Genomic DNA, 19211 nt, shown 5'->3' on the forward strand with positions numbered 1-19211 from the left:
AAGAGACAGGTCACCATGTAGTGGGCGGGTGGGTGAAGCCGGTGGCGTCTCCGGTGGCGTCGGCGTAGACGGCGGTGGTCAGGACGTGTTCGCCGGGCTCGAGTTCGCCGCGCAGGACGGGGAGTAGCGTGCGTGGCCAGAGCAGGTGGCCGTTGGGGTCGGGGCGGAGCACCTCGCCGACGCGTCGAACGCCGAGATCGTGCGGGCCACGGAGGTCGCGCAGCCCGCTCGCCCTGGCTCCGGTCACGGCGAGTGCCGCGGCCTCGCCCGCCTCGTACCGCGACGTCGCCTCGTCGTAGGGGACGCAGAACGCTCCCTCGGCCGTCTGCAGTGCACGTGCGGTGGCCACGCGGTGGGTGCGGATGTGCCAGCCGTCGGCGAAGACCATGCGGGTCTCGATCTCGACATCGGGCCACGGCTGCCAACGCGCGAGCACTCCGGGCCCGTCGGCGTCCGCGGACCACGCGAGGTTCTCGCCGCGGACGCGCCAGTGCACGCCGTCGTCGCTCAGCCCGAGCATCGAGTCCACGCCCGCGCCTTCGAGTGCGACGGCGCGCGTGGAGACGGAGAAGCCGAAGGCGGTGGAGTAGGCGAGCTTGCCGTACTTGGCCTCGCCGTGCCGGGCCCAGCGGCCGCCTGGGAGGGCCGCGAGTGCGGTGACGTGGCCGGCGTGGTCGTGTGCGAGCAGCAGGCCCGCGGTCGGCTGTGGCTCGATCGCCGCGCGCGGGGGAAGCGGTTGTTCGGGGGTCGTCCAGAACGGGTGGTCCGCGGGCAGCGCCAGCGGCAGGAAGGCCTTGAACGCCCAGTACGGCGAGCCGATCGCGTTGTAGCTCTCGCTCATCAGGAGACTGGGATAGCCGTATCCGATCGAGAGCGTGCCGTCTCCGTTCAGCACCGGCCGGCTCCCCCACCATCTCAGGTGTCTGGCCCAGGCGCCGCGCAGCCGGCCCCAGTCGAATGCCGCCGTGTCGCCGACTGCGGGCACGTCGGCGAACGCGAGTGCGCCGAGGAACGAGCCTTGGGCGAACCGGTAGGTCAGGCTGCGGCCGAAGGCGAGGGCGCTGCCGTCCTCGGCCAGCCAGTGCGCGAATCGCTTGCCGAACTCGTTCGCCCGCGCCGTGACGCTCGCGCGGCGTTCGGGGCCGAAGGGGCTGCCCGGCTTGGCCAGGCGCGCGTGCAGGAGGGTGTAGAAGTGGATGGCCCAGGGCCCGTAGTAGTCGAAGGCGTCGTCCGGACCGTCCGAGTACCAGCCGTCGCCCCGGTAGAACTCGTCGACGCGGGCGAAGGCCGCGGCCGAGATGCGCTCGTCGCTGTCCTCGCCGACGGCGCGCAGGCCGAGGTCGACGAGGGTGGCGAAGAGCAGCCAGTTGTTGTCCACGGCTTTTGCCGTGGCGCAGGCGCGCAGCCAGTCGGCCAGGTTTTTGCGCTCGGTCGGGTCGAGCGGATCCCACAGCCGGTCCGGGGCGAGGGCGAGGGCGAATCCGAGCGCAGCGGACTCCACGATCCGCTGGTCGCGCTCGACGGGCTCGCCCCAGTACAGCGGATCGGCCGGATCGGTGCCGGCCGTGATCTCCCGGCGGATCAGCGGCCAGCCCTCGTACTCGCCACCGCCCGCGGCCAGCGGCGCCAGGCCCCACAGCAGGCGGGAGACCAGCTCGAGCCGGGCCACCCGCGGCGCGTAGACCGCGGAGGGTTGGGCCACGCCGTCCAGCACACGCGCGAATTGCGCCTCGTCGGCGAAGGGCGCGCACAGTCCGCGCAGCACGTCCTGGAATTCGGCGCGCGTGTGGGGGGTGGCTCCCCGGAACAACAGCCTCGACGTGGCGGCAGCTTGCTCGGCCATGGATGATCGTCCTCTCCGCGTGATTCGGTCGGTCTTCGAAACGCAGTCCTCAAGGGCCAATTCTCACAAGATCAGCTCTCGAAACTCAGTCCTCGAAGCTCCACGGCGTGGACGGCGGGGCCGCGTACCCGAGGTCGGGTTCGTCGCGCACCGCCAGCGCGTCGAAGGCCTCGACGTCGTCCTGGTCGAGTTCGAGCACGATGATCTCGTTCGCACCGCTGTGCAGGAGCGGCCAGGGCAGGTAGAGGCGTCGTTGCGGGCCGCGGTTCCAGTAGCGGCCGAGGCAGAACCCGTTCACCCAGACGTACCCCTTGATTCCCCCGGGCAGTTCGAGGAATCCGTCGCGCGGCTCGTCCACGTGCAGCACGCCGCGGTGGAACGCCGGTCCGGGCAACTCGGAGACGGCCGGGTCGGCGGCGCGCTCCCACGGCAGAGTGCTGAGGTCCTCGAGGTCGAGCGGGTCGACGGTCCAGCCGTGCTGGACCTGGAAGCCGTGTTTGACCGCGCCGGTGACGCCCTTGCGCTCGCCGGTGAGCGGGCCGTAGTTCACCCGGCCCATCGCCTCCACCACCAGCGTCACCTCGGCGCCGCCGGCCGGAGTGGTCAGCGGGACGGCGTCGAGCCCGTCGCGTTCGAGGATCCCGGCCGGTGCGCCGTCGACGAAGACGTGGGCGCGGTCGCGTAGCCCCTCGACCGAGAGCGGCTCGGCCTTGCCTCGCGGTCCGGGAATCCGGGTGCGGTAGACGGCGATCCCGTAGGCGTGTCCGAGCTCTTCGAAGCTCGGCGGCGTGGCGGTGGCGACGGTGCCGCTGGTCAGTTCACTGATGCACCCGAGCAGTGGCAGCCGGGCGTCCAGCGCGACGAGCGTGTTCGGCAGGCGCCGCTCGTCGACCTCGGGCATCGGCGGGAGCTGCGTGTAGCGGCCGAGGACCTCGCGGATCGCCCAGTATTTCGCGGTCGGACGGCCGTCCTCGGACAGCGGTGCGTCGTAGTCGTACGAGGTGATGGTGGGCAGGTACGTCGAGGTGGCCGGGTCGTGGTTGGCGCCGGCGTGGAAGCCGAAGTTGGTTCCACCGTGGGCCATGTAGAGATTCACCGAGCCGCCGCGTCCGAGTAGTTCGTCCAGGGTCTTCGCGGCGTCCTCGGCGTCCCGGGTGTGGTGGCCGAGGCCGTAGTGGTCGAACCAGCCGTCCCAGAACTCCATGCACAGCTCGGGCTCGCCGGGGCGCAGTGCGTGCAACGCGCGGTAGCTCTCGGCCGTGCGGCTGCCGAAGTTCAGGGTCGCCCGCACGCCCGGCACCGTTCCGGCGGTGAGCATCAGCTCGGTGGGGCCGTCGGCGGTCACCAGCGGGACGTCGATGCCGCGGGCCGTGAGGCCGTCGGCGAGATGGCGCAGGTAGGCCGCGTCCGAGCCGTAGGAGCCGTATTCGTTCTCGACCTGCACCATGACGACGTTTCCGCCGCGGGTGGCCTGGTGTCGCGCCAGCATCGGGATCAGCACGTCGAACCAGCGGTCGACCGGGGCGAGGAAGCGCGGGTCGGCGCAGCGCAGCGGGATCTCCGCCTCGGCGCGCAGCCAGGAGGGCAGCCCGCCGTTGTCCCACTCGGCGCAGATATAAGGACCCGGACGCACGATCGCGCGCAGCCCGCAGTCCGCCGCCGTGCGCAGGAAGCCCTCGAAGTCGGCCAGGCCGGAGAAGTCGTACTCGCCGGGACGGGGTTCGTGCAGGTTCCACGGGACGTAGGTCTCGATGGTGTCCAGGCCCATCGCGCGCAGCAGGCCGAGACGCTCGCGCCACTGCTCGGGCAGGACACGGAAGTAGTGGACGGCGCCGGACAGGATGCGGTCGGCGGCGGCCGGGACGGTGAAGGGGGCAGGCATCAGAACTCTGGGCTTTCCTCTGGGTCAGCAGTGTCCGGCGTAGCGGCGCAGGAATCCGTCCGCGCCGTGGACGGAGAAGTCGTAGCGGCCTTCGGTTTCCGAGCCGTCCCACGTGTATGTGTGCGTTCGACCGGGGGCCACGGTCACTCCGGTCGTGGTGAACGGCGGGAGGTGGCGCGCGAGGTTGTAGTGGTAGGCCGCCGTGCCGTGATTGGTCAGGGTGCAGGTCACCCGGCCGGCGGCCTGGTCCACCGCCAGCTCGGCCCCGGGCCGGTACGGCAGCGCCCGGCGCGGCCTGATGCCGGGTTCCTGGGCCGGGAGCGTCTGCGGGCCGTCGGGCACGGGGACCGGCGGGAGGTCTCGGCCGGCGATCGCCCGGTCAAGCAGCGCCTGGGCGTCGGGCAGGGCCGGGATCGAGTAGTCGGGCAGGTCGAAGTCGAAACAGCTGGTGAGATCGCCGCACACGGCCCGGCGCCAGGCCGAGATGTTCGGCTCGTGCACGCCGGTGACCAGCTCGAGGAAGCGCAGCACGGAGGTGTGGTCGAAGACCTGCGAATCGAGGTGGCCGCCGCGCGACCACGGTGAGATCGCGAGCATGGGCACGCGCGGGCCCAGGCCGATCGCCTCCTCGCCCACGAACTCGTCCGGTGTCCCGGCGGCCGGGATGGGTGGGACGACGTGGTCGAAGAACCCGTCGTTCTCGTCGTACATCAGCAGGAACACCGTGTGCCGCCACACCTCGGGATTGGCGAACAGCGCCTGCAGCGCGGTGTCTACGTAGAGTGCGCCGTGGGCCGGGGCCTGCGGCGCTTCCGGGTGCTCGGAGTACTGCTGCGGTGCCACCAGCCAGGACACGGTGGGTAGGGTGCCCTCCGCGCAGTGCTCCGCGAACGCCGCGAGGTCGAACTTCGTCATGGCGTTGACATAGCGGGGGTCGTCCTCCGGGAAGGCGTGGAACTGCTTGAAGTACGACAGCCCGTTGCACTCGAAGTCGCCCTCGATCGGGTCGTCGCCGGGCGTGTGGTAGACCCGCCAGCTCACCCCGGCCGCCTCGAGCCGCTCGGCGTAGCTGGTCCAGTCCGCGACCGGGTTCGAGGTGACGACCGAGTTGTCGGTGAACGGCCCGGTGGTTCCGTCGACGCCCGGGCCTGCGGTGCCCGACCACAGGTAGAGCCGGTTCGGGTCGGTGCACGCGGCCACCGAGCAGAAGTAGTGGTCGCAGATCGTGAACGCGTCGGCCAGCGCGTAGTGGTACGGGATGTCCGCGCGGGTGAAGTACCCCATGCACTCGGCGCCCTTGGCCCCGGTCCACCCGTCCCAGGTGCCGCGCCCGGCCGCCGCGTGCGTGGTCTCCCAGTCGTGCGGCAGGAACGTGGGGGCCTGCGCGTCGAACGCGGACGAGTCCATGTGGAACGGCAGCAGCACCCGTCCGTCCTCGTGGCGCGCGTCCGGCTGCTCGAACACCCCGCGCCCGCCGGGCAGGGTGGACGTCTGCCGGTCGTCGAACCCGCGCACGCCGCGCAGCGTGCCGAAGTAGTGGTCGAAGCTGCGGTTCTCCTGCATCAGGATCACCACATGCCTGATATCAGGCAGCTGTGGCGCACGGAGCGGCGAGCCGTCGGTCATCTCGGTTTCCCCTCAGAGATCCAGACTGGGCAGATCCAGGCTGGGCAGATCCAGGATCGACATATCCGGGCTTGGCGGATCCAGGCTGGGCAGCCGGGTCGCGCCGGTGTGGAAGACGGCCAGCGACTCGAGCCGGGCCGCCGGATCGCCGAGCGAGATCTCCAAGCGACTCGCCTCGGTCTCGGCGAAGACGTGCCAGCGGCGTACTCCCACGGTTCCCGCTGAGGCGAGCGCTGGCCCGTCCGCCCTGACTTCGTGCACGAATACGCGCTGGCCGCCGTCGAGCTCCTCGCGCAGCTCGAGGTGGTCGAAGCGGACCGGGCCGTCGAAGTACGCGGTGACCCGACCGGGCTCGTGGACCAGGCGCGCCGGGAGCGCCGGTTCGGCGAACCTCCGGCCGATTTCGGCGGTGACCTCGGCCAGCCGCGCGGTGTCGGCCTCGTCCAGCAGGCCCCTGCGGTCAGGGGGCAGATTCAGCAGCAGGCCCGCGCCGAGGCCGATCGAGCGGTACCAGATGCCGAGCAGGTGTTCCCGGGACTTGAGCGTCGCCGCGTTCTCCGGCTGCCAGAACCAGTGCGCGCGGATCGGCACGTCGCACTCCGGCGGCAGGTACACCGTCGCGTCGAGGGATTCGGCGTCCTCGGTGTAGACCGACTTGCCGACACGGTCGACCGCGTAGCGGCAGGGGTCGGCGGCCAGGCCGTCCTCGTTGCCGACCCAGCGGATCGTGGGCCGGCCCATGTTGAACACCATCGCGTCCGGCTGGTGCCGGTCGACCACGTCCATGATCGAGGCCCACTCATAGCGTCGCCCCTCGGACCCCGCGCCGTCGAACCAGAGCTCGTCGAGTCGGCCGTAGCCGGTGCACAGCTCGGTCAGCTGCTGCCGGTAGAAGTGGTCGTACGCGGCCGGATCCGGGTAGCACGCCGCATTGCGGTCCCAGGGTGAGAGATACAGCCCGAGCCGCATCCCGGCGGCGCGGCACGCTTCGGCCAGTTCGCGCACGACGTCCCCCCGCCCGCCACGCCACGGGCTCGCGGCCACCGAGTACGCGGTGGTGGCGCTCGGCCACAGGCAGAACCCGTCGTGGTGCTTGGCCGTCAGGATCACCCGCGCGGCGCCGGCGGCTTTCGCGTGGGCGACCCACTGGGCCGCGTCCAGCGCGCTCGGGTCGAACCCGCGCGGGTCGAGCGTGCCGTCGCTCCACTCCCGGCCGTAGAAGGTGTTGATGCCGAAGTGCAGGAAGACGCCGAAGCCGTCGCGTTGCCAGGCCAGTTGCGCGGCCGTGGGCACCGGCGCAGCGCCGTGCGCCTCGCTCACGCGCTGCGTCCCAGGCCCTCGCGGGTGACCGGGTGGGCGAACTCGAGTCCCTGCGCGTACCGGGCGAGTTCGTCCGCGGCGGCGTGCACGAGGCGCTGGAGTTCGTTGCCGACCGAGCCGGCTATGTGCGGGGTGAGCAGCACGTTGGGCAGGTCGTAGAGCACCGAGTCCGCGGGCAGCACCTCCGGCTCGGTCACGTCGATGACCGCGTGCAGCCGCCCGCGCCGCAGCTCGGCCTCCAGGGCGCTCGCGTCCACCAGGGAACCGCGCGCGGTGTTGATGACGGTGGCTCCGTCCCGGATCAGGGCGAGCCGTCGCTCGTCGAGCATGTGGTACGTCTCGGGAATCTGCGGGGCGTGCACGGTGACGACGTCGGCCTGGGCGCACAGTTCGTCCAGGGTCACCAGCCGCGCGCCGAGTTCGGCGGCCTGCTCCGGGCTGAGGAAGGGGTCGTAGACGAGCAGTTCGAAATCGAAGGGGCCCAGCAGTTCCAGCACCCGGCACCCGACGCTGGAGGCCCCCACCACCCCGACCCGGCGGCGGTAGTTGCCCGCGAGCGCGTAGTCTTCGAGCAGGTCGGGGCTCTGTCCGCGTCGTTCCCGGTAGTCCTCGCGCATCCGCAGGATCTGCTTGTTCGCGAAGATGATGGCGGCGAGGGTGTACTCGGCGACGGGCAGCGCGTTGGCCCAGCCCGCGGAGGACACGCGGATCCCGCGCTCCCAGCAGGCGTCCGTGACGAAGCCCTTGACCGAGCCGGCCACGTGCACGATCGCGCGCAGCCTCGGCGCCGACGCGAGCACCTGCCCGGTCAGTTCCGGACAGCCCCAGTGCGTGACCAGCACCTCCGCCTCGGCCAGGGCGGCGAGCGCGCCGGGCTCGGCGAAGTCGTGCGCGACGATGTCGGGGACGAGGTCCGCGACCCGGCCGAGCGCGGCCAGCCCGGCCGGGCCGAGCGCGCGCCGCGCCACCTCGGGCTTCATGGCGAGTAGGGTGCGCGGGCGCCGTTGCGCCGTGCTCACGCGAGACAGGTTCACGTAAATGTCCTGACTAATGGTCGCGCCGGTGGTGCCGGGCCCGGTCCTGGTCCCGCTCCGGGTCCCGGTCATTTCACGGCCCCGGCGGTGATCCCGGAACGCCAGAAACGCTGCAGGCCGATGAAGATCGCGATGATCGGGAGGATGGCGAGAGCGCTGCCGGTGAGGACCTGGGCGATGAAGGTCGGGCTCTCCGCGGCGGCCTGGTAGTTCCAGATATACAGGCCGAGGCTGACCGGGAACAGCTTCTCGTTGTTGAGCATCACGTAGGGCAGGTAGAAGCCGTTCCAGATCGCGGAGAACTGGAAGAGCATGACGGTGGCCAGGCCCGGCTTGAGCAGGGGAAGGCCGATCGAGCGGAACACCTTCAGGTCGCCCGCACCGTCGAGCCGCGCCGCCTCCATCACCTCGACCGGCACGTAGGCCTGGCTGTAGATGCGGGCAAGGAACACGCCGAAGGGGCTGACCACGCTGGGGATCAGCACCGCCCACACCGTGTTCACCAGGTGGATCTTGGAGGCGATCAGGTAGAGCGGAAGCGTGGTGAGCGTGCCGGGGACCAGGACGCCGAGCAGCACCAGGCCGTAGAGCTTCTCCTTGCCGCGGAACGCGTACTTGTCGAAGGCGTAGCCCGCCGCCGCGCAGATGACGCCGCTGACCACGGCGCCGACGCCCGCGTAGAAGATCGAGTTGAGGTACCAGCGGAAGTAGATGCCGCCGTCCGCGTGGACCAGAGCCTTGAAGTTGGCCGCCGGGTCGAGCTCGCGGAAGGAGAACAGGTCGCCGCTGAGCGTTCCACTCGCGGTCTTGCACGCGGCCAGGATGATGAAGAGCAGCGGCGCGAGGGCGTAGCAGAGCCCGATGGCCAGGGCGAGGTTCACCAGGGTCTTCGAGGTGAGCCGGGAGGATCGTGAGGTCATGCCGCATCCCTCCAGCGACGGGTCAGCCGCATGACGAGGAAGGAGAGCAGCGCCGCGGCCACGGCCAGCAGGATCGAGCCCGCGGCGGCGCTCGCCGTGTCCTGGTCGAGGAAGGCGGCGTTGTAGTTGTAGAGGTTCGGGGTCCACTGCCCGCCGATCACTCCGGGCGCGATCTCCTGCATGACCAGCGGTTCGGTGAACAGCTGCAGCACGCCCACCATCGTCATCAGGCCGGCGAAGGTGGCGGCCGGTCCGATCAGCGGCAGCTTGATGCTCAGCGCGGTCCGCAGCTCGGAGGCGCCGTCCACCAGCGCGGCCTCGGCGACCTCCTGGGGGATGGCCTTGAGCGCCGCGAAGAAGATCACGATGTTGTAGCCGGTGAACTGCCACACCGCGACGTTCGCCATCGCCGGGAAGAGCCAGAGCGCATGGTTCATGTTCGGGTCCGCGCCCAGGTCGCCCAGCCAGTTCATCAGGGGGCTGACGTGCGGGGTGTAGAGGTAGAGCCAGGCCAGCGCGGCCAGCACGCCCGGTACCTGGCTGGGCAGGAAGTAGACCAGCTGGAAGAACCGGGAGGCCCGGGCCAGCGTGCTGTCCAGCAGCAGCGCCCCGGCCAGCGCCATCCCCATCATCACCGGGATGTAGATCAGGCCGTAGATCGCCACGTGGGCGAAGCCGGCCCGGAAGACGCTGTCCCCGAGCAGCTTCGCGTAGTTGCCCAGGCCCGTGAACACGGTGCTCGACCCGCCGAATCCGAGTCCAGAGCGTTCGGTGCGGAACAGCGAGATGTAGAGCGCGTAGCCGATGGGGATCAGCGTCACACAGGCGAAGAGCAGGAAGAACGGGGAGAGCAGGACGGCGGCGGCGCGGCCGCCGTGGCCCTTGCGGGTGCGGGGCCCGCGCCCGGCGGCCGTCCGGGTGGACGGCCGCCGGGCGGCGGAGGTGAGAGTAGCCATGGATTCGCGCGCCGGATCAGCCGGCGGAGGCCTGCAGGCCGGCGGACTTCAGCAGCTGGAGCACCTGGCTCTGCCCGGTGGACAGGACCGCGGCGACCGTGCCGCCGGAGCCGATCTGTCCCATCGGGGTGGACATCGCGGTGTCCATGCCAGGCACCTGTGGTCCCCAGGCCCAGCTCTGCGAGACGGTCGCAGCCGCAGCGTTGGCCACACTGAAGATGTCCTGGCTCTGAGCGTAGTAGCTCTTGTCGAAGGAGCTCTCGGCCTGCGCGGCGGCCGCGGAGTCGGCCGGCAGCGCGCTTGACGCGCCGCCCTGCATGCGGGTGGAGATCGCGTCCGAGCTCGTGGCCATCCACTCGGCGAACTCGAGCGCCGCCGCGGTGTTCTTCGTGTCCTTGCTCACCGGGTAGGACGAGCCGCCCTCGGCACCGTCGGCCGCGCTGCCCCAGTTCGGCAGCGGGGCCACCGCCCAGTCCCCGGCCTGCTTCGGGTAGCTGGACTTGAGGTAGGCACCCTCGTATGCGGGCTCGATCATCGAGAGGATCTGGCCGTTGGTGAAGGCGGTGGTGTAGGCCGGGCTGGAGCTCGCGCCGGTGTAGAGGAGCTTGTCGTCGGCCAGGCCCTGCCAGTAGGAGGCGACCTTCTCGTCCGCGGCGCCGGTGAGGTCCACCTTCCACGTGCCGCCGGAACTGGAGAACCACTGGCCGCCGGCCTGCTCGGCCAGCGAGGCCAGCCACAGGGCGTCGTCGGTGGGCAGCGCGGCGAGCTTGGCGCCCGGGTCCTTCGCGGCCAGCGCCTTGGCCTCGGAGGCGAACTGGTCCCAGGTGGTCGGGACGGCGAGGTCGTACTTCTGGAACAGGTCGGCGCGGTACCACAGCTCGGTGGGCTCGATGTCGTACGGAATCGCCCAGGTCTTGCCGCCGAGGGTGGTCAGCGGGAGCGCGGCGCCGAGTGCGGACTTCAGCTGCGGGGTGACGTACGCGCTGATGTCCTGGACCAGGCCCTCGGAGGCGAACTCCGGCAGCATGTCGTACTCGCAGTTGAACACGTCCGGGGCGTTGCCCGCCTTGAACGCGTCGAAGAGCTTGGAGTAGCCGGCCGGGCCGCCGGTGATCTTGGTGAAGGTGACGTGGATGTTCGGGTGCGTCTTGTTGAATTCGTCCACGACGGCCTGGGCGTTGAGCGTCCATGACCAGAACGACAGATCGACCACGGCGCTACCGCTGTACGTGGCCGAAACCTGCGCCGCGGAATCGGTGGATCCGCCGGCAGAACTCGAACACGCGGCGAGCACCGTTGCCATACCGAGCGTGCCTACCGTCACGAGGGCCTTGGAACGGCCACGACGGGATATCCGGGTCAGGTTATGAAGATCAAGCATCTTTGCTCTCACGGCTCCTCGGAGGAAGGGCGACGGTGTCGGTGGCTCAGTCTGCGTGCGCGAAGGAACAAAGTCAAGAGCTAAGAACCAAATATCTACCGTTCGCACAAACGAACATCCGTAGACGGGCGCAGAACCCGCTTCCACGGTCTCGGATGCGCCCCGGCGCCCTCAGGCCACCCGCGCTCCGCAGGACTCGCGCACCCGCAGCGTCGGGAGCAGGTCGATGTGCCGGGGTGACGAGGACGACGGGCCCGCCCCGCGCCGCGCGGCCAGCCGTTCCAGCAGCAGTCGGCCCGCCTGGTCGCCGACCTCGCGCTTGGGCGGGACCACCGCGGTCAGCGGGATGTCGGCCAGGGCCGCCACCTCGTCGTCGTACGCGATCATCGACACGTCCCCGGGGATCTTCACCCCCCGCGCCAGCAGCATCTGGCTGAGCAGCATCGCGTGCGTGTCGTCGTGCACCACCAGCGCGGTTATCCCCGCCTCGATCGCGGCCAGGGTGCCGGTGAGCAGATCCTGCTGCACCACCGGATCCGAGGTGTCACCGCCGAACTCGATCGGGCCGACCACCGGCTCGGGCAGCGAGAGCGTCTCGCGCACCTCGCGGTAGCCGCGCGCGAGACCCGGCGTGGTCGGGCTCGGCGGCGCGGCGAACAGGATCTGCTCGTGGCCCAGGGAGGCGAGGTGGCGCACCGCGACCGCCGCGCCGTGGGCGTGGTCGGTGCACACCCGGTCCAGGTCGTCGGCGGCGGTCCCGACCGAGGCGCGCCGCTCCAGCAGCACCGTCGGCAGGCCGAGGTCGAGCACCCGCTCGGCCTCGGCGCCGCGCGCGGTGCCGGTCTCCCAGATCGGCGCGATGATCAGCCCGTCGATCCCGGCGTCGAGCAGCCGCTCGATCTGCACGGCGTCCTGTTCCGGCTGGTAGAGGGTCAGTCCGAGCACCAGCCTGGCCCCCGCGGCCGCGGCCACCGCGCGCACGCCCTTGATCACGTCCGGGTAGTAGCGCTCGGCGCTCGGCACGACCAGGCCGAGGGTGAGCCCGCGCCCCTCGGGCACCTGACCGGCCAGTTCGATGCCGGGCGACGCGGCCGCCTCGGACGCGGAGGCCGGCGGGAGCACGTAGCCGTGCTTGCGCCGGAGCCGTCCGGCCTGGTCGAGGGCGTCCACGTCGCGGCGGACGGTCATCAGCGAGACGCCGAGGTGTTCGGCGAGGTCGGGCAGCTGGACCCGGCCCTGCGCACGCACCAGGCTCACGATGCGGTCCTGGCGGTCCGAGGCGGACTCGCGCATGTCATCTCCCCCACGGTCGGCGGTCACCGGCCCGTCGGCGGCGGCGCTGAGGCTCGGTCTCACAGTTGTTGGTCGATTGATCGATCTTTCAAACTGTAGCCTTTTCGTGGCCAGGGCGGTAGCGGGGCGAAACCTGCCCCAGACCGCTCCCCTGGACCGGGCTCAGGCCGGGGCGGGCTCGGATCCGCTCGAGTCGCGCACGGTCAGCCGCGGCGCGACGGCGATGCTCAGCCTGGAAGCCTCGGGGGCGGCCAGCCGGCGCAGCATCGCGCTCACCGCCATCTCGCCCACCTCGTACTTGGCCGGACCGACCGCGGTCAACGGAACGTCGGCCAGCGCCGCCATCTCGTCGTCGTAGCTGACGAGCGCCACGTCTCCGGGCACTGCGAGGCCCTCCGCCTGCAGCCGGTGGAGCACGTTGAACGCGTCGGCGTCGCTGTGCACGATCGCGGCGCGCACCTCGCGGCGCGCGAGCAGAGCCGCCGTCTCGGTCTGCGGATCCTGTTGCCGCCCGCCCTCGACGAGCAGGTCCTGCGGCAACCCGGCCGCACGCATGGCGGCACGGTATCCCTCGATGATGCGCGGCGCGGTATGGGTCATCCGGCACATCAGGGCGATGCGACGATGCCCCTGCGCCGTCAGATGCCGGACCGCGAGCGCGACGCCGACGTGGTGGTCGGAGTAGACCTCGTCGACCCCCTCGATGTACATCCCCTTCGCACCTGGCCGCTCGACCACGACCGTGGGCACGCCCGGCTCGGCCGTCGCAGCCCACTGCGCCTCGGTCGGCCCGGCCATGTCCCAGCTCGGCGTCACCAGCAGGCCCTGGGCTCCGGCCTCGAGCAGGCCGCGCACGCTCGACGCGTCCTGGTCGGCGGCGTAGCCGGTGACCGCGATGAGCAGGCGCATGCCGGCCGCGGCCGCCGCGGCCCGAGCCCCCCGGATCACCTCCTGGTAGTAGTACTCCGTGGTGGGCACGACCATGCCGAGCAGGACCCCGGACGCCGGCGGCCGACCCGTGCCGGCGCGCCCGGGCGTGGCCGGCAGCCGCGCGGTCGGCCAGGCCACCGCACCGTGCCGGCGCTGCAGCCGGCCCGCGTCGGTCAGGGTCCGGATATCCCGGCGGATCGTCTCCATCGAGATCCCGAGCCGTTCGGCCAGCTCGCGCACCTCGATCAGGCCGTGTTCGCGCACGATCTGCAAGATCCGGCGGTGCCGGTCCTCCACGCTGCTGCTCACCCTTGACCTCCCTCCGCACGCCCTGCGGCGGCGCTCGGTCGCGGCCGGCGCGCCTCGCGTCGCGCCATGGTAGGCCGCCCAGCCGTCTATTGACCGTTTCCGTGACCGTATTGTGGGTTTCGTTGACGCTCGGACGCGCGGCTGCCTAAACTCCCGAAACCGTCGGGACAACCCCCACGTCACGACGAACCCGCGGACGGGCGCCCACCCCTGCCCGTCCGCGGTTTCCGCCGCGCCAGACACCCAGGACAGCGCCGTCCGCTGCGCCCGGCGGCCCCGGAGGCGATCTTGCGTTCCCCTGACTTCCACTCCCTCACCCCCTTCACCTCGCTGAACGCGCACCCGCTCTCACGCCGGCGGCTCGTGCAGCTCGGCATCGGCGCCGGGACGGCGCTCGCGCTGCCCGCCCTGGCGGCGAACTCCGCCGCGGCCGCGACCGATCCGTACGCGGCCTTGCGTTCCACCTGGGTTTCCATGATGACCGGTGGCGTGACCAGCACAAGCGGTTCCGCGTACACCGCCGCCGTGGCGGGAATCAATGCGCAGACCCAGGCCTGGCTCGCGAGCATTCAGACCGGCTCGGGCATCACCGCGCTGTGGAGCGATCTGCCGCTCGGCTCGGTCTCCGCCAACATCTCCACCACCTTCTCCCGCCTCAAATCGCTCGCGACCGCGTACGTGATCCCGGGCACGAACTACACCGGGAGTTCGTCGCTGGCCTCGACGATCCTGGCCGGGCTCGACTTCATGGCGGCGGGCGCCTACTCCCCCTCGACCACCCCGTACGACAACTGGTGGGACTGGCAGATCGGCAGCAGCCAGATCCTGGAGGACACCGCGATCCTGATGTACGCGCAGCTGAGCGCGAGCCGGATCGCCGCCTACTGCGCCTGCATCGACGCCTTCGTGCCCGACCCGACCAAGCAGATGATCGTGAGCGGCGGGTCCACCACCTCGACCGGCGCGAACCGGCTGGACATGTGCCGCGCCGTGATCGTGCGCGGCGCGCTGGGCGAGGACTCCACCGCCATCGGCACCGGCGTCAGCGGCCTGATCCCCGAGCTGAGCCTGGTCATGTGCGGCGACGGCCTGTACGCGGACGGCTCCTTCACCCAGCACGGCGGCGTCGCCTACACCGGCACCTACGGCGCGATCTACTTCGGCGACATCGCGGCCATGGTGCAGCTGCTGGCCGGTTCCAGCTGGGCGATCCCCGCGGCCGACCTCTCCCCCGTCATCACCGGGGTCTCGGCCGGCTACGCGCCCCTGGTCTACAACGGCCTGATGCTCGACGCCGTGCGCGGCCGCGCCATCTCCCGCTACAACGAGCCCGACGCCTCCGACGGATTCTCCGCCGCGCTCACGCTGCTCGACTGGGCCGCCGCCGTCGCCGCCGCGGACCCGAGCCAGGCCGCGCAGTGGCGTTCGACCGCCAAGGGCTGGCTGCAGCGCAACACGGTCTACGGCGTCTCGGCCACCCGCCAGTCGATCGTGAACACCACGACCGGCGCGACGGTGACCGTCTCGGCGGCCGGCGTGGCGGGCATCGCGCTCGCCGAATCGGTGCTCGGCGACTCCTCGGTGACCGCTGCGGCCGAGCCGACCGCGCACCAGCAGTTCCCGAACATGGCCCGGGCCGTGCACCGCCGCCCCGGCTGGGCCTACGCCGTCTCGATGTGCTCGGACGAGATCCAGCGCTACGAGGTGATCAACGGGGAGAACCTGCACGGCTGGTACACCGGCGACGGAATGGGCTACCTCTACCTCGACACCGACGTCGCCCAGTTCAACGACGCGTACTGGGACACCGTCGAGATGTACCAGCTCCCCGGCGTGACGGCGGACGCGGGCACACTCGCGAACTCCGCGGGCGCGACCACCAAGCCGTCCACCACCTGGGTCGGCGGGTCCGTACTCGCGGGCAGCTACGGCGCGGTCGGCATGAGACTGCAGGCGTACTCGACGAACCTGACCGCCGTGAAGTCCTGGTTCTGCCTGGACTCCCAGGTCGTGTGCCTGGGCGCGGGCATCACCTCCACCTCGGGAAACAACGTCCTGACGACGGTGGAGAATCGCAACCTGCACACCGTCGGCAACAACAGCCTGTACGTCAACGGCACCCAGCAGTCCATCGGCGCCGGGTGGTCGAGCACCGTCAGCGCGGTGCACTCGGCCTGCATCACCGGCGTCGCCGGGTACTGCTTCCTGTGGCCCGCGGGCGCGAACAACGTCGAGTTCGCGCTCACGAACCAGACCGGCAACTGGCTGGACGTCAACTCCGGCGCCCCGACCACGCTCGCCGACGACACCCGCCCGTACCTGTCCATCGCGTTCAACCACGGCGCGAACCCGAGCGCCGCGACGTACTCCTACGTCATCCTGCCCGGCGCGACCGAGGCGCAGACCGCCGCGTACGCCGCGAGCCCGTCGGTGACCGTCGTCGCCAACACCGCGACCGTGCAGGCGATCAGCGACACCGCGCTCGGGGTGACGATGGCGAACTTCTACGCCGCCGCCACCGCCGGACCGATCACCGTCAACGCCCCGGCCTCCGTCTCCACCCAGACCAGCGGCAGCGATCTGACCATCGCCGTGTCCGACCCGACCTGGACCAGCGCCACGATCCAGGTCACCGTCGCGGCATCCGGCTATAGCGGCATCGTCTCGGCCGATCCGAGCGTGACCGTCCTGTCCAGCGCGAACGGATCGATCTCGCTCCTCGTCGAAACCGGCGGCAGCCGCGGCGCCACGCACCAGGTCACGCTGTCCACCAGCGGCGCCGCCCTCACTCCGGCCACCGCGACGCTGCTCGCCCCGACCGACGACACCTACGTACGCGGCGGAAGCTACGCGACGGACAACTTCGGCACGACGAACACCATGGTCATCAAGAACTCGACCGGCGACTACGACCGCGTGGCCCTGCTCAAGTTCAGCACCTCCACCGTCACCGGCACGGTGCAGCGCGCCATCCTCTGGCTCAACGGCAACACCGAGGACAGCGGCGGAAGCCAGACTCCGATCACCGCGTACGAACTCGGCAGCAGCTCGTGGAGCGAGAGCACCGTCACCTACAACACCACCCCCGCACTCACCACCGCGCTCGGCACCGGTTCGCTGAGCAACACCTACGACTGGGTCGGCCTCGACGTGACCGCCGCGGTGAGCGCGGCCGGTACCGCGGGTGTGGCCCTCGGCGTGTCGGAGCAGAGCGCCGGGCTCGCCGCCGTCGTCTACTCGAAGGAGGAGGGCTCCGGAAAGGGCCCCGTCCTCGAGATCATCACGGACTGACGTCAGCGGCCGGTGCCGGTGTAAAGGTCGAGCTCACCATCGAGCTCCACGGCCAGGACCGTGGCGTACTCGTCGAGCTCCTCGGCGGCCGGGGCCTCGATCCAGAGATGGCCGGGGTGGCCGCCCAGGCCCCCGGTGCGGCTGTGGCGCAGCTCGCGGCCGGAGCCGAGGACGGTGACGCGCCTGATCTGGTTCCGCAGGCCGCGCACGGCGATGGACTCGCGCGGGTTGTCGTAGCAGACCAGGTACACGGTCCGCCGGTCCTTCGAGAGGGTCGAGGAGCCGTAGTGGTGGCCGGCGGGCAGACCTGCGGTGGTGGCGTACACCGCCTCGGCGTGCTTCGCGATCCACGCGCCGAGCCGCTCGAGGCGGTCGGCCGCCTCCGCCGGGATGGTGCCGTCCTCGCGCGGGCCGACGTCGAGCAGGAGGTTGCCGCCGAGGCCGATGGTCTCGGTGAAGTAGCGCACGATCTGGCGCGCGGACTTCCAGTTGGTGTCCGTGTGCTGGAAGCCCCAGGAGTCGTTGACCGTCAGGCACAGCTCCCACGGGCCGTCGGGAGCGGTGAACGGCAGGGACTGCTCGGGCGAGGCGTAGTCGGCGTGCGTGCGGATGCGGTCGTTGAGGATCGTCGCCGGGTTGAGCTCCAGGATCCGGTCACCGAGCCGCCGCGCGGCCCACTGCCCGTCCGAGCGCTCCCACTCGCCGTCGAACCAGAGCAGGTCCGGACGCACGCGCGCCACCAGGTCCTCGACCTGCTCGTGGTAGTGCGTGCGGAAGCGGGCCCAGCGCTCCAGGTCCTGCCCGCCGTCGACCGGGACGCTCAACGGGTTGGGCTCGACCTCCGGATCGGGCTCCACGTCCGCGTCGCGCTCGACCTGGACGGTGGCGTAGTCCGGGTGCGTCCAGTCGATGTGGGAGAAGTAGAACCCGACCTTCAGCCCGTGCGCGCGCAGCGCCTCTGCGTAGGGCGTGACGAGGTCGCGGGCGGCCGGGGTGTTTTCGACCGTGTTGTAAATGCTGTGCGGGGCCTGCCAGAGGGCGACGCCGTCGTGGTGCTTCGAGGTGAGCACGGCGTACTTCGCCCCGGCCTTGGCGAACAGCTCGGCCCAGGCGTTCGGGTCGTGGTTGCGCGCGGTGAACCCGTCGAGCTGTTTGAGATAGGCCTCGGGCGTGAGCTCGCCGTTGAACATGGACCAGGACTCTGCGACGCCGTCGACAGCGTAGATCCCGTAGTGGACGAAGATGCCGAGCTTGGCGTCGGGGAACCAGGGCTGCATGGTCATGGGCGCAGGTCGCTTCCGCGTGTGGGAGTGGTTTGAATACGGCGACTCTAATTCCGCGCTCGTGGTAGCGGATCGGTTTCATTCACCCGCACTGGTACGTTTTCACCATGCACACCGTCTCGCTCCCGCTCTCGCACGCGCCCCGTGTCGCCGACGCGGGGCTTGCGGTGCACGGCGTGGGCACACCGCACGACCGGTTCCAGCTGCCCCGGCTCTGGCAGCTGCACCTGTACCGCTACCACGCCGGCTACCGCGTGGGCGGCGACGAACTGAGCATCAGGCCTGGAACACTCAGCCTGGCGCCGCCGGACACCGTCGTCGAATACTGGTACCGAGGTAGGTCAGAGCACTTGTATGTGCACTTCGACCTGCCGGGAGGCGTGGACCGGGCCGCCGAGCCCGAGGTGCGCGCGGTTCCCGTCCTCCAGGACGCCGCCGAGGCCGCGCCGCTGCTGACGGATCTGCTGCAACGGGCGATCCGCGCGCGGACGCAGGACAGCGCGGCAGCCGCGACGGCGAGCGTCTGGGCGGCGCTCTGGCACGTCGCAGACCTCGCCGACGCAACGGCGGCACGGCGCCGGCATCCGGTGGTGGACGCGGCCACCGCGTACATCGAGGCCCGGCTGGCCGACCCGATCACGGTCGCGGGCCTCGCGCGGCACTGCGGGATCTCGCACAACCAGTTGACGCGACTGTTCGGCACGCATCTGTCCTCGACCGTCGTGGGATATATCAGGGCCCGACGGATGGCGCGGGCCCGACACCTGCTCACCTCCTCCACCCTGCCGATCGCCACCGTCGCGGCCTCAGTCGGCATCCCCGACCTGCAGGCGTTCAACAAGACCTGCCGCCGCGAACTCGGCGCGCCGCCACGAGCGGTTCGCGACGGCGCCAATGCCGAACACGTGCCGCCGGCTCAGGTTCGCGGGTCGCGTACCGCTGCGCGTGCGGCTTCGAGTCGTGCTACCGGGACGCGGAAGGGGGAGCAGGAGACGTAGTCGAGTCCGACCTGGTGAAAGAACTGGACGGATTCGGGGTCGCCGCCGTGTTCGCCGCAGACGCCGAGTTTGAGTGCGGGGCGGGCGGCGCGGCCTTCGCGGGTGGCGAGTTGGACGAGGCGCCCGACGCCGTCGCGGTCGAGGG

General features: G+C 70.9%; 14 protein-coding genes. 2 read left to right on the plus strand and 12 right to left on the minus strand.

Annotated features, from left to right (window positions below):
* Positions 1-10 precede the first annotated feature (10 nt).
* The 10 genes from KDL01_RS26945 to KDL01_RS26990 form a co-directional block, all read right to left on the minus strand.
* Positions 11-1843, minus strand: coding sequence for a DUF2264 domain-containing protein (locus tag KDL01_RS26945; protein WP_212531416.1), 1833 nt, complete (start codon positions 1841-1843; stop codon positions 11-13).
* Positions 1844-1928: 85 nt separating this feature from the next.
* A complete protein-coding gene (locus KDL01_RS26950) occupies positions 1929-3725 on the minus strand; it encodes a glycoside hydrolase family 35 protein (protein WP_212531417.1) in 1797 nt (598 codons plus the stop codon).
* A gap of 24 nt (positions 3726-3749) precedes the next feature.
* Entirely contained in the window at positions 3750-5351 is a 1602-nt protein-coding gene (locus tag KDL01_RS26955; protein WP_212531418.1) for a phosphocholine-specific phospholipase C, read from the minus strand.
* 12 nt (positions 5352-5363) lie between these two features.
* Complete coding sequence (locus KDL01_RS26960; protein WP_212531419.1) at positions 5364-6671, minus strand: alpha-L-fucosidase; 1308 nt, start codon at positions 6669-6671, stop codon at positions 5364-5366.
* Complete coding sequence (locus KDL01_RS26965) at positions 6668-7651, minus strand: hydroxyacid dehydrogenase (protein ID WP_246577048.1); 984 nt, start codon at positions 7649-7651, stop codon at positions 6668-6670. Before KDL01_RS26965 ends, KDL01_RS26960 begins: the two co-directional genes overlap by 4 nt.
* A gap of 122 nt (positions 7652-7773) precedes the next feature.
* Complete coding sequence (locus tag KDL01_RS26970; protein ID WP_212531421.1) at positions 7774-8625, minus strand: carbohydrate ABC transporter permease; 852 nt, start codon at positions 8623-8625, stop codon at positions 7774-7776.
* Complete coding sequence (locus tag KDL01_RS26975) at positions 8622-9581, minus strand: carbohydrate ABC transporter permease (RefSeq protein WP_212531422.1); 960 nt, start codon at positions 9579-9581, stop codon at positions 8622-8624. Before KDL01_RS26975 ends, KDL01_RS26970 begins: the two co-directional genes overlap by 4 nt.
* Before the next feature lie 16 nt (positions 9582-9597).
* Positions 9598-10884, minus strand: coding sequence for an ABC transporter substrate-binding protein (locus KDL01_RS26980; protein WP_212531423.1), 1287 nt, complete (start codon positions 10882-10884; stop codon positions 9598-9600).
* 249 nt (positions 10885-11133) lie between these two features.
* The gene (locus tag KDL01_RS26985; protein WP_212531424.1) at positions 11134-12255 is read right to left on the minus strand and encodes a LacI family DNA-binding transcriptional regulator; all 1122 of its coding nucleotides are present in this window, start codon (positions 12253-12255) and stop codon (positions 11134-11136) included.
* Positions 12256-12417: 162 nt separating this feature from the next.
* Positions 12418-13494, minus strand: coding sequence for a substrate-binding domain-containing protein (locus KDL01_RS26990; protein WP_212531425.1), 1077 nt, complete (start codon positions 13492-13494; stop codon positions 12418-12420).
* Positions 13495-13782: 288 nt separating this feature from the next.
* Here KDL01_RS26990 and KDL01_RS26995 point away from each other — a divergent pair, with 288 nt between their 5' ends.
* Entirely contained in the window at positions 13783-16785 is a 3003-nt protein-coding gene (locus tag KDL01_RS26995) for a polysaccharide lyase family 8 super-sandwich domain-containing protein (protein ID WP_212531426.1), read from the plus strand.
* Between the two features lie 2 nt (positions 16786-16787).
* On the opposite strand, the gene KDL01_RS27000 is transcribed toward KDL01_RS26995, so the two are convergent.
* The gene (locus KDL01_RS27000; RefSeq protein ID WP_246577049.1) at positions 16788-18068 is read right to left on the minus strand and encodes an alpha-L-fucosidase; all 1281 of its coding nucleotides are present in this window, start codon (positions 18066-18068) and stop codon (positions 16788-16790) included.
* 107 nt (positions 18069-18175) lie between these two features.
* On the opposite strand from KDL01_RS27000, the gene KDL01_RS27005 reads away from it, so the two are divergent.
* The gene (locus tag KDL01_RS27005) at positions 18176-19066 is read left to right on the plus strand and encodes an AraC family transcriptional regulator (protein WP_212531427.1); all 891 of its coding nucleotides are present in this window, start codon (positions 18176-18178) and stop codon (positions 19064-19066) included.
* Here KDL01_RS27005 and KDL01_RS27010 read toward each other — a convergent pair.
* Positions 18985-19211: putative PEP-binding protein (locus KDL01_RS27010; protein ID WP_212531428.1), on the minus strand; the 227-nt coding region annotated here is incomplete at its 5' end. The two genes, KDL01_RS27005 and KDL01_RS27010, sit on opposite strands and share 82 nt — an antisense overlap.

This window comes from Actinospica durhamensis (assembly GCF_018139695.1).
GTDB classification, from domain to species: domain Bacteria; phylum Actinomycetota; class Actinomycetes; order Streptomycetales; family Catenulisporaceae; genus Actinospica; species Actinospica durhamensis.

Coding starts and splice junctions, on each gene's coding strand:
- KDL01_RS27005 (WP_212531427.1), top strand. CDS start 18,176: ATGCACACCGTCTCGCTCCCGCTCTCGCACGCGCCCCGTGTCGCCGAC.
- KDL01_RS26985 (WP_212531424.1), bottom strand. CDS start 12,255: ATGCGCGAGTCCGCCTCGGACCGCCAGGACCGCATCGTGAGCCTGGTG.
- KDL01_RS26980 (WP_212531423.1), bottom strand. CDS start 10,884: ATGGCAACGGTGCTCGCCGCGTGTTCGAGTTCTGCCGGCGGATCCACC.
- KDL01_RS26950 (WP_212531417.1), bottom strand. CDS start 3,725: ATGCCTGCCCCCTTCACCGTCCCGGCCGCCGCCGACCGCATCCTGTCC.
- KDL01_RS27000 (WP_246577049.1), bottom strand. CDS start 18,068: ATGACCATGCAGCCCTGGTTCCCCGACGCCAAGCTCGGCATCTTCGTC.
- KDL01_RS26945 (WP_212531416.1), bottom strand. CDS start 1,843: ATGGCCGAGCAAGCTGCCGCCACGTCGAGGCTGTTGTTCCGGGGAGCC.
- KDL01_RS26955 (WP_212531418.1), bottom strand. CDS start 5,351: ATGACCGACGGCTCGCCGCTCCGTGCGCCACAGCTGCCTGATATCAGG.
- KDL01_RS26965 (WP_246577048.1), bottom strand. CDS start 7,651: ATGAAGCCCGAGGTGGCGCGGCGCGCGCTCGGCCCGGCCGGGCTGGCC.
- KDL01_RS26970 (WP_212531421.1), bottom strand. CDS start 8,625: ATGACCTCACGATCCTCCCGGCTCACCTCGAAGACCCTGGTGAACCTC.
- KDL01_RS26975 (WP_212531422.1), bottom strand. CDS start 9,581: ATGGCTACTCTCACCTCCGCCGCCCGGCGGCCGTCCACCCGGACGGCC.